8 protein-coding genes are annotated in these 8,951 nt (G+C 61.4%); 3 read left to right on the top strand and 5 right to left on the bottom strand.

Features of this window, described 5'->3' with window-relative positions; all coding sequences use genetic code 11:
* Positions 1-38: 38 nt before the first annotated feature.
* Positions 39-1,568 carry a hypothetical protein gene (locus ACKUUH_RS16780; RefSeq protein ID WP_407951035.1) on the bottom strand — a complete coding sequence of 510 codons (1,530 nt, stop codon included), beginning with the start codon at positions 1,566-1,568 and terminating at the stop codon, positions 39-41.
* Between the two features lie 301 nt (positions 1,569-1,869).
* Here ACKUUH_RS16780 and ACKUUH_RS16775 point away from each other — a divergent pair, with 301 nt between their 5' ends.
* Positions 1,870-2,679 carry a glucose 1-dehydrogenase gene (locus ACKUUH_RS16775; RefSeq protein ID WP_407951034.1) on the top strand — a complete coding sequence of 270 codons (810 nt, stop codon included), beginning with the start codon at positions 1,870-1,872 and terminating at the stop codon, positions 2,677-2,679.
* An 80-nt stretch (positions 2,680-2,759) separates the two neighbouring features.
* Positions 2,760-3,888 (top strand): peptide chain release factor 2 gene (gene prfB, locus ACKUUH_RS16770; protein WP_407951033.1). Its coding sequence is split into 2 segments (ribosomal slippage): positions 2,760-2,828 and positions 2,830-3,888, totalling 1,128 coding nucleotides; the frame shifts between segments, so codons are not numbered across the junction.
* A 413-nt stretch (positions 3,889-4,301) separates the two neighbouring features.
* Here prfB and ACKUUH_RS16765 read toward each other — a convergent pair.
* From ACKUUH_RS16765 to bcp, 4 genes are all read right to left on the bottom strand, one after another.
* Positions 4,302-4,829, bottom strand: a complete 528-nt coding sequence (locus ACKUUH_RS16765) for a polymer-forming cytoskeletal protein (protein ID WP_407951032.1) — start codon at positions 4,827-4,829, stop codon at positions 4,302-4,304.
* 40 nt (positions 4,830-4,869) lie between these two features.
* Positions 4,870-6,240 (bottom strand): peptidoglycan DD-metalloendopeptidase family protein, encoded by a 1,371-nt coding sequence (locus ACKUUH_RS16760; protein WP_407951031.1) that lies wholly within the window; start codon positions 6,238-6,240, stop codon positions 4,870-4,872.
* A gap of 148 nt (positions 6,241-6,388) precedes the next feature.
* A complete protein-coding gene (locus ACKUUH_RS16755; protein ID WP_407951030.1) occupies positions 6,389-7,189 on the bottom strand; it encodes a ferritin-like domain-containing protein in 801 nt (266 codons plus the stop codon).
* 6 nt (positions 7,190-7,195) lie between these two features.
* On the bottom strand, positions 7,196-7,720 hold the full coding sequence (gene bcp, locus ACKUUH_RS16750; protein ID WP_407951029.1) for a thioredoxin-dependent thiol peroxidase: 525 nt from the start codon (positions 7,718-7,720) through the stop codon (positions 7,196-7,198).
* Positions 7,721-7,976: 256 nt separating this feature from the next.
* Here bcp and ACKUUH_RS16745 point away from each other — a divergent pair.
* A partial coding sequence (locus ACKUUH_RS16745; RefSeq protein ID WP_407951028.1) for a hypothetical protein occupies positions 7,977-8,951 on the top strand: 975 nt, incomplete at its 3' end.

The raw sequence follows: 8,951 nt of genomic DNA, 5'->3' as shown, positions 1-8,951 counted from the left end.
CCTTCAATTGACGGACTCTACTCAAATCTGGAGGAAGTTCAGGGGCTCACGTCAGCTAAGGAAAACGGAAACGGCTTCTTCTGTGTTTTGCCGTGAATCTCACGATGGATTTCCGGCAAGTGCCATCCGACGAATTTCTCTTCTTTGGCCGCTGACAGGGTGAGAAAGAAAGATTCATTGTCAGAGATCAGAAGCAGCCTTTCAAAATCTGGAATGGAACAAAATATAACGCGTTCCCGGTCTTCTTCGATGATGTCTTCCTTTGCGGCGTCGGCTAGTGAGTTGGCAACTGACACGACTTGCTTTTGCAGTTCCCGTGACATCGATAGCCACGTATCTAACATGAGAACTAGACCGAAATTTGGTCGCTCCGTGGCGTCATTTGCCGTAAGCCCTCTTCGTATATGTGACCGATAGCGCCAAATTTGAAAAACTCCTTTGGCTATTTCTCGGTATCCAACTTCAGCTTCTGAGGTTGGATCTTCGGCATATTGCGCGCCAATTGTTAGTTTTGTTGCTTTGCATTCCAGAACAGCGACTGGGACGCCGTCCCTTTTTATTAGGATATCGGGGGAATCAAGTAATTTTCCTCGGACGGAGTATGTGTGGCTTTCTTCTATTTCGTGGTCTGGCAGAGTTGCCCTCAAAAGTTGCCGACAATATTTTTCGAAACGTGCGCTTGCGTCGTTGCGCAAGTGACTGCCGCCGTCGATCAAGTCGTAGTACACCCCTTGCGTTACGCGAAGGATGAGAAGTGCGGGAAGGGGCGCAATGCTAACGCCACTGACATCGCCAAACGACAAGATTGGGAAACGACGCAAATAGCTAGGTTGAAATGCTGTTGGCAAAGGTGATTTGAGTTTCGATTGAACTTCTGACAGAAGCGCCGTGGCTTCCTTTTCCGCCTCTGGTTCTGGTTTGCAGAGAAGCTTCATTCCGTCGCAAAGCTCATCGTCTTTTATGCCTATGTCTGTAAGTGAGTATTTATTTTTAATCCAAGGACGTTCTTGGAAGGCAGTAAAAAGCGCGAAACCAATATAAGAGAAGGTGTCAAAAGTTATTCCGTAGGTCGCATTGAAGTAATCTGCGCAATCTCCTTGTCCGTAAATGAATGCATAGCGATAAAATTGAACGGCATTAAAAAAGCCTCGTTGCCAAGGAAACTGCCGTTGGGCGATACGGTGCATTTCATTCAGTATTCCCACTCTCCCAAGATACATGCCTGCTTCAGCATCTTCGATTTCTCGGAGGTGGTTTATGAGAGTGGCTAGGGTTTCGTATTGTCCGCAGTTCAGAAAGCTGTCATTTGGTTTTCGTCTGTTCCTGAAAGGTCTTGTAAGAAATAGATTGACGAGAGTTTCTAGCTCCCATCGATGGACGGCATATCTAGATGTAATTTCGCTTGATGCGGCTTCGGGCGGGAACCGCAATAGCTTTTCTGCCTGACCCTGCCGATCACCTTGCAGTGCATCAATCGCCCATATCATTTGAAAGAATCGACGTTCTTCTGCATTTAATAGCAGTTTGAGAAGTGACTTTTGATGCATATCGCGTCTTGGTCTGCTCATTGGAAGGAACCAGTCGAACTGCAGTCGTTGGGAGGGATTAACAGTTAGGTAAAACTTACAGTAAAGGTGTTGCTTGGCTATCCTCCGGATGCCCCCTTTTCCAGCCGCGCGCACGGAGTTTGCCGCCCCTGGATTGCCGCGCCTCGCGTCGCCAGGCTCGCAAAGACGAGAACAGGGGAGCATCGCAACCACACCCCTCCGCGTCTCCGTGCCTCCGTGTGCCAATCCCATTCCCCCAACACACTGGACCCGCCGTCCCCCTGATGTTACTGCCACTACTTGCAACATGCGGAGGCCCCGGATGCCCAGAATGAAAGACAAGGTCACCCTCGTCACAGGCGCCGCACGCGGCATTGGCGCTGCCATCGCGCGCGCCTATGTGGATGAAGGCGCGACTGTCTGGCTCACCGATCTCGATGAAGATGCCGGCCGCCGCCTGGCGCAGAGCATAGGCCCTGCCGCGCGCTTCCAGCGTCTCGATGTCCGCAGCGAGGCGGCGTGGGAAGCGGTCATGGCCGCGATCCTCGCCGCGCATGGCCGTCTTGATGTGCTGGTCAACAATGCCGGGATCACCGGTCTTGAGGCGGGACACGTAGCGCACGATCCCGAACATGCAGCGCTCGAAGACTGGCGCGCCGTTCACGAAACCAATCTCGACGGCGTCTTTCTTGGCTGCAAACACGCCATTCGCGCCATGCGTCCGGCGGGCGCGGGCGCCATCGTCAACATGTCCTCGCGCTCGGGCATGGTCGGCATTCCGGCTGCTGCCGCCTATGCTTCCTCGAAGGCCGCGATCCGCAACCACACCAAGACGGTCGCGCTTTATTGCGCCGGGCAGGGGCTCGCCATCCGCTGCAACTCCATTCATCCGGCCGCCGTGCTCACACCCATGTGGGAGCCGATGCTGGGCGAGGGGCCGGAGCGCGACGCGCGCATGGCCGCCATCGTTGCCGACACGCCGCTCCGCCGCTTCGGCGCGCCACAGGAAGTCGCCGCCATCGCCGTGCTGCTCGGTTCCGACGAAGCCGCTTACGTTACCGGTTCGGAGATCACAATCGACGGCGGCATTCTTGCGGGCGCTGCGGGGACGCCGAGGCCGGTGGAGGAATAGGCGGCGAAACCTTTACATGCTCCCCCATCCCCCCTATTTTCCGCCTCCAATCAACCGCCGATTCCGAACGGACCCCGCCCATGCGCGCCGAGACGCAGACCCTCGCCGATGAAATCAAGCAGTCGCTCGCGCTGCTGAGGAGGCATCTTTGACTGGGATGCTGCCCTCCGGCGCTTCGATGAGCTGACGGCGAAAGCCGAAGATCCCGACTTCTGGAACGATCCCGAGAAGGCGCAAGGCCTGATGCGCGAGCGCACGCGCCTCGAGGGTGCGATCGGCCGCTACCGCAAGCTCGAAGCGGCCCTCAACGACAATCTCGAACTGATCGAAATGGGCGAGGCCGAAGGCGACGAGGGGATCGTCGCCGAAGCCGAGGCCGCGCTCAAAGCCGCGCGCGACGAGGCCGCCGAAGCCGAGATCGAGACGCTGCTCTCCGGCGAGGCGGACGCGAACGACACCTATGTCGAAGTCCATGCGGGCGCCGGCGGCACCGAAAGCCAGGACTGGGCGCAGATGCTGCTCCGCATGTATACGCGCTGGGCGGAGCGCAAGGGCTACAAGGTCGAGCTTATCGAGCGCCATGACGGCGAAGAGGCGGGCATCAAGTCGGCGACCATCCTCGTCAAGGGGCACAATGCCTATGGCTGGCTGAAGACGGAGTCGGGCGTGCACCGGCTCGTGCGCATCTCGCCCTATGACAGCGCCGCGCGCCGCCACACCAGCTTCTCCTCCGTCTGGGTCTATCCGGTGGTGGACGACCGCATCGACATCCAGATCAACGAAAGCGATTGCCGCGTCGACACCTATCGTGCGTCCGGCGCGGGCGGCCAGCACATCAACAAGACCGACAGTGCGGTCCGCATCACGCATATCCCGACCAACATCGTCGTCGCCTGCCAGAACGAGCGCTCGCAGCACAAGAACCGTGCCGCCGCCTGGGACATGCTGCGCGCGCGGCTCTACGAGCTTGAGTTGCAGAAGCGCGAAGAGGCCGCCGCTGTCGAGGAGGCGGGCAAGAAGGACATCGGCTGGGGCCACCAGATCCGCTCCTATGTCCTCCAGCCCTATCAGATGGTGAAGGACCTGCGCACCGGCGTCGAAAGTCCGGACCCCGATGCCGTGCTCGGCGGCGATCTCGATCCCTTCATGGCCGCGGCCCTTGCCGCCCGCGTCCATGGCGGCGCCGAAGCCGTCGAGGACATCGAGTAGGGCGGGGCGCGTTCCTCCTTCTCGTCCCACCCGCCCCTGGGGGCGGGTCGAAATTCGCATCCGCGAATTTCGGGGCGGGGGAAGCCACCAATTCGTCTCCTTCCCCGCCCCTCAAATCATGTCCCGTTCCGGCACATTCCCGAGCACGCGCGGGCGCACATCGCGGCGCCCCTCTCCCGCAGCGGGACTCGTCGCCGCAAGGCCGGGCAGGGCGCGCGCGATATCCCCGCTGCGGGGATAAATCCGGCTTCCATGACGTTTCGATGACATTTCGATGACAGTCGGCCGGGGATAGCTGGAAAACGGCGGATTCCGGCCGGTTTTCACTGGCCGCGCATTCGTCACGGTTCCGCAACGAAAAAGGCCGGGGACATGCGCCCCCGGCCTCTCTTCCCCCCGAAATTTTTCGCGGTTTACTGCGCCGCGGGCCGCTTCACGACCACGCCGCCATCGTTCACGACCACCGGGCTGTCATTGCCGGCGGTGGGGCGGGGTGCCGCGCGCGGCATGTCGCCGAGCGGTCCGCCTGCGGCCTGCGCCGTGGGCCGTGCGGGCGATGTGCGGGCGGTCGAGCCTGCCTGCTGGCTGATCGGATCGTCGGAATGGCGGCAGTTTCCTTCGAAAAACGCGCCCGTTTCCACGGCCAGCGCCTCATGCAGGATGTCGCCTTCGACATGGCAGGTGGAGGCGAGCTGAACGCGCCGTCCCCGGATCGTGCCGATAACGCGGCCGCGGATCACGATGTCGTCCGCCACGATCTCGCCGGTAATCGAAGCCTTCTCGCCGATCGTCAGCGACTGGCTGCGAATGTCGCCTTCCACGGTGCCGTCGACCTGGATGTCGCCCGTCGCCGTCAGATTGCCATGCACCACCAGATCGTTGGAGATGATCGACGGTGCCGTGCGTGCGTTGGGCCGCCGTCCGCCGCTCGGGGCGCTCACGGGAGCCGGGACAGCCGGAGCTGCCTTGGAGTCTGTGTCTTTATCCTTGCTTCGCGAAAACATAATGCCCTGCCTCAATGAACTTGGAGGGGTTGCGAACGATACCGTCGAACCAGACCTCGTAGTGAAGATGGGCCCCGCTGCTGCGGCCGGAGGACCCTACTCTGCCGATAGTCTCCCGGAATGCAATTTTCTGGCCAGTCTTCACCTCGATCTTGCTGAGATGCCCGTAACGGGTCCGGAAGCCGTTGCCGTGGTCGATTTCAATGATGCGCCCATAGCCGCCCTTCCAGCCTGCAAAGGTCACGGTCCCGGCGCTCGGCGCGTAGATTTTGGAACCGTAGCCGGCCGCCATGTCCTCGCCCGAATGGAAGGCCATGCGCCCGTTGAAGGGATCGCGGCGGGGGCCGTAGCTGCTCGTGTGGCGGTAGCTGACAAGCGGAGAGGCGAGCGGCATTCTCGCAATGGATTCCTCGAGATCGGCCATCTTCTTCAGATTTTGGCTTACCCGGAAAAGCTGCTTTGCGAAGCCGGTTTCATCGCCGCCGCCAGCCAGCGCATCCGTGTCCGCAAGATCGATGAAGGGACCGCCCTGGGCTTCGCCACCTTTGCCGTTCGTCCTTTTGAGCATCTGCTCGGGGTCGACGACCTTGGTCATGCTGATGATCGATTTCAGCTCGCGGACCCGCCGGTCCGTCACCTCTTCCACGTTGTTGATGAGGCCCTGCTGCGCGTTATCGAGTTGGGCGAGCCTTGTATCGATCAGCGAAACAACGCCGTTGTCACCCTCGGCGCTGCCGGCAAGCCCAGCAAAATCAATGCCTTCGCTACCTTCTATGACAAATGGCTCGAGCTCCGTCATTCGCGCTGGCCGGGCCGTGGTGTGAACCACGTCGGGGCCTTCCGAGGCGCCGTCCACCCGCATCAGCACCGTGTTGCCGTCCCCCGGCGCTCCTTCCTTGCCGCTCAGCGTCGCGGCGTAGCGCCGGCGCATCGCGTCGAGCTGGGAGTTGGCGCTCTGGCGCTGGCTCATCAGCGTAGCGAGCTGCTTGTGCTTTTCTTCGAGTTGGCGCGTCGTCGCGAGGAAGCGTTCCTCGGTGATGACGAGCTGCCCGTTGAGCTCGTCATAGGCGGACTGGAGCTGCGCCATCCGCTCTTCGTAAGCGCCCTGCATCTTCACGTAGCGGCGATCTTTCGCCGCGATGATCTGCTCCTTGAAGACCACGTTGACCGACGCAAACGCGATCCAGCTCAGTAATACGAACGCAATCGCCGCGAACGCCGTCTGCGTCAGCGGCGACAACGAGATAAACTGCACATGCCCGTGGCTGCGGATGTAAATCTGCCGCTCCACATACATATGCCGCAGAAAACTGCGGAATTTATCGGCCCAGTGATGCCGTTGGTGCATGCCCCTCAATGCCCCTTAGCCCCCATTTTTGTATGCCTATTCCACCCCAATTTGGCACATACAAGCAAGATACGCGCGTAGAGTTTTGATGTCATTGGTTAATCTGGATTTACCATAGATTGGAAAATCGCTCCGCAATGGCAGTTTTTTAGCCCGCAAGCGGCTCGTAGAAGCCGGGCTCAAGGCCTGCGGCGCTCCGCGCCTCCGCGTTGAAGGGGGGCTTCAACGCGCCCCGGAAGTGCCGCTTCACCAGCCGGTGAAAGGTTTCCTGCGGGGCAAGGCCGCGCCGCTCGCAGGCATGGTGGAACCAATGCGCGCCCGCCCGCACATGGCCCTGTTCCTCCGTGTAGATCGTTTCGAGTATCGCGGCGCTTGCCCTGTCGCCGGCCGCGTCGAGCCGTCCGATCATGGCGGGCGTCACGTCGAGCCCCCGCGCTTCGAGAACCATGGGCACGACGGCGAGGCGGGCGAGGAGGTCGTGCCTGGTTTCCTCCGCCGCCTGCCAGAGCCCATCATGCGCAGGCAGGTCCCCATAGCGCGCGCCGAAGGTGGCAAGACGCTCCTCGAGCATCGCGAAGTGACGCGCCTCATCGTCGCCGACGGCAACCCAGTCGTCGAAGAAGCTGCGGGGAAGACCTTCGGACTGGAAGCGTCCCGCGAGATCGAAGGCGAGGTCGATCGCATTGAGTTCGATATGTGCGAGCGAGTGGAGCAGGGCGACGCGGCCCCTCTCTCCCTTGAAGCTGCGCCGTGGCATCTCGCGCGGCAGGAGGAGTTCCGGTCTTTCCGGGCGGTTCGGCCTGTCGGGCATGGGAACGGCCGCATCGGCGTCGAGCATGCCCGCCCGCCACTTTGCCGCGACCTCGCGCGCGAGGGCCGCCTTCCCGCGCGCATCGCCACAGAGCAGAACTTCGCGCGCCGCCGCCGCGAGAGATTGTTTGCCTGTCATGCGGCGTCAGATCTCTTTTGCCGCGGCGAGGACTTCCTCGGCATGGCCCGCCACCTTCACCTTCGGCCAGACTTTCCGTACCACGCCCTTTTCGTCGATGAGGAAGGTGGTGCGGTTGATGCCCATGAACTTCCGTCCGTAGAGGCTCTTCTCCGCCCAGACGCCATAGGCTTCGAGCATCTTGCCTTCCTCGTCGGAAAGCAGGCGGACCGTCAGCTTGTGTTTGTCGCGGAATTTGCAGTGCTTCTCGACGGTGTCCTTGGACACGCCGAGCACCGCCGTGCCCGCCGCCTCGAACTTCTTCCTGAGCCCGCTGAAGGCGATCGCCTCGGTCGTGCAGCCGGGCGTGTCGTCCTTCGGGTAGAAATATAGGACGGCCTTTTTTCCCGCGAGCGACTTCAAGGAGACCGTAGAGCCGTCATCGGCGGGCAGCGAGAAGGCGGGGGCCTTGCTGCCCGGCTCGGGCAGTCCGGCGCCGGCTGCTTTCGCCTTCGTGCCCTTTGCACCCTGCGGGGTCGCTGCCTTCGCCATGTTCATGCCTCCTTGAGTTCGGTCAACATGCCGCCTTCTCTCGCGGCGGCCCAATATGGTCGTTCGTCTTTCCGCTGGCCAGCGCGTTAAGCCTGAGCCTCGAAATGGCGGTTCGCTGTGGCAAATATGCAGACTTCGCCGGGGGGAGGGGATAAAACCACAGTGACTCGCTTTCGCCTCAATTGTGCGATTTCCATAGCGCGGCAAGCGAGAGGAGCAACAGCCTTTCTTGATCCGTCGAAGTAGCAAGATCTTATTGGAAGTGATTGGTGTCGCCGTGGCCGTGACGGCCACGCTTCTTGCCGTTCTGGCCTGGCAGCTGTCTTCAGGCCCGGTCTCCCTTTCCCTTTTGAACCAGATGATCGAGGACGCCGCGAACCCTGCGCTCCAGGGCGGCGAACTGGAAATAGAGGACACGGTTCTCGTCTGGTCGGCGGAAGACCGCGAACTCTCGCTCAGACTGCGCGATGTTCGTCTCGTCGGCGCGGACGGCAACCAGGTAGCGCGGGTGCCTCAACTCGCCTTTGAGTTGAGCATGCCGGCCCTTTTGCGCGGCACTCTGGCGCCGAAGGCGATTGACCTTTTCGGCGTGCGGGCAACCGTCCTGCGCCGTCCCGGCACCGGCATCACGCTGGCGCTCGCCAAATCGGACGCCGAGGAGCCGGACCTTGAAACGCCGGCCGTGGTGGGACCGATGCTCGAGGCTCTGGTTTCGGAGGGCGATCCTTCCTCGCCGCTCGGCTATCTCTCGCGCCTCGGCATACGCGACGCCAAGCTTCGCTTCGTGGACGAGGTCAACGGCATCACCTTCGATGCGCCGGACGCGAGCGTTGTCATCTTCAAGGGCGACGGAGGGCTTGCGGGGGTCCTTCATGCGAGGTTCGCCATTGGCGACACGATGGCGACACTCGATATGAACGGCCTCCTGCCTGCGGGGGCAGACGAAGCCAATATCGAGGCGAGCATCGCCGATCTCGTTCCGGCCGCACTCGCGCGCACCGCGCCTTCGCTCTCGGATTATGCGGTTTTCGATGCGCCGCTCTTCGCGACCGGCGAACTGCGCATTGGCCGGGACGGCGCCCTCCGTTCGGGCCGCCTCGCGCTTCGTGCAGGCTCGGGCGAGATAAACCTCCCTGCGCCATGGGAGACGACGATCCCCTTGGAGGCGGCCGAGGGCGATGTAACGATCGACGGCCTCCTGCAACGGATCAAGCTCGAGAAGCTTGTGGTG

It is taken from the genome of Parvibaculum sp. (genome assembly GCF_045863935.1).
GTDB lineage: Bacteria > Pseudomonadota > Alphaproteobacteria > Parvibaculales > Parvibaculaceae > Parvibaculum.
Note: the sequence above shows the minus strand (reverse complement) of the source record. Positions and strands in the feature narration are given on the sequence as shown.

Coding starts and splice junctions, on each gene's coding strand:
- ACKUUH_RS16780 (WP_407951035.1), bottom strand. CDS start 1,568: ATGAGCAGACCAAGACGCGATATGCATCAAAAGTCACTTCTCAAACTG.
- ACKUUH_RS16775 (WP_407951034.1), top strand. CDS start 1,870: ATGCCCAGAATGAAAGACAAGGTCACCCTCGTCACAGGCGCCGCACGC.
- ACKUUH_RS16760 (WP_407951031.1), bottom strand. CDS start 6,240: ATGCACCAACGGCATCACTGGGCCGATAAATTCCGCAGTTTTCTGCGG.
- ACKUUH_RS16755 (WP_407951030.1), bottom strand. CDS start 7,189: ATGACAGGCAAACAATCTCTCGCGGCGGCGGCGCGCGAAGTTCTGCTC.
- bcp (WP_407951029.1), bottom strand. CDS start 7,720: ATGGCGAAGGCAGCGACCCCGCAGGGTGCAAAGGGCACGAAGGCGAAA.